Source organism: Streptomyces sp. NPDC002055 (genome assembly GCF_040296705.1).
In the GTDB taxonomy this organism is placed as follows: Bacteria; Actinomycetota; Actinomycetes; order Streptomycetales; family Streptomycetaceae; genus Streptomyces.
In genome coordinates this window covers 1-1,114 of record NZ_JBEOXS010000160.1, presented here as the reverse complement: position 1 = coordinate 1,114, position 1,114 = coordinate 1, and the positions used below count along the sequence as shown (strand labels likewise).

The 1,114-nt window shown below is 34.6% G+C and carries 1 protein-coding gene; it reads left to right on the top strand.

The genetic code is table 11. The annotated features are described in order from the left end of the window. Positions 1–32 precede the first annotated feature (32 nt). On the top strand, positions 33–1,114 hold a 1,082-nt coding region (locus ABT112_RS35280), incomplete at its 3' end, for a hypothetical protein (RefSeq protein ID WP_351515843.1).

Below are 1,114 nucleotides of genomic sequence, written 5' to 3'. Positions count from 1 at the left end.
CTCAAAAGGATGCTAGTAACCATGCTAACCTAATGAAAAAAATTAAGTCCGGTAATACTTCTGAACTTCTCAAAATAGAGAAAACTTATGGCAAAAATTCTCCTGAATATCAACAAGAAATGAATAAAGAAATTGCTAAAGAAAATAGTGATTTTAATAAGGCTCAACAAGCTGCTAAGAAGAAACATAATGAAGCGATGAATAAGCTTGAAAAAGATTATGCTAAAACGCAAACCAAAGCTGAAGAGCAGATGAATAATCAAATTAATACTGCTACAAAAATTGCTCAAAATAAACAGCTTGATTTACTTGATGATTTAAAAAATAAAAAAGGAAAATTAAATCAAAAACAATTAATTGATACGCTTGAAAAGGCTGACGATGAATATAAAGGTGTTAAGGATAAGGCTCAAAAGCAAAAAGATGAAGCTGTTAAAGCAGCTAACGAAAAATACAAGAAGACAGTAGCAGCAGCGGACAAAGAACGGGCAGAAAACGGATCAATGTCTAAGGCACAATATGATGAAATTGTTAAAAATGCTCAAAAGCAAAGAGATGATACAATTTCAGCAGCTAAAAAGCAACAAACAGAGGTTACTGATAAAGCACAAAAAACCCATGATAAAACAGTTGAATTAGCGAATAGTAAAGCCGATAAAAATGTTAAAGCTGCAGCTAAAGAGCAAGGAGAGACTGTCGAACAATATACAAAAGGATTTAAGGATTCTAGAAATTTAATCAATTCATTCATTGATGGAATTAACGGAGTTCTTAACTTCTTACATAAAGGTTGGGGGAATATCGGTCATGTTAGCCTTAAAGGTTTTGCGACAGGTACTCGTGGATTAGCTCAAGACGAAACAGCTTTAGTTGGTGAAGAAGGTTTTGAACTTGCTCACCATCCAAGCCGTGGTATTTTTGCGGTTGGTCAACAAGGTCCTGAAATTCGTAATCTGAAAGCTGGTACTTCGATTCTTCCTCACTCAATGTCAAAAGAATTCTTATCATTAACAGCTAATTTACCAGCTCATGCTGACGGTGTATCTGGCTTCCTATCAGATGCGCTTGGATGGGTTAAATCAACCTATAAAGATGTCACAAGTGTTATTTCAAA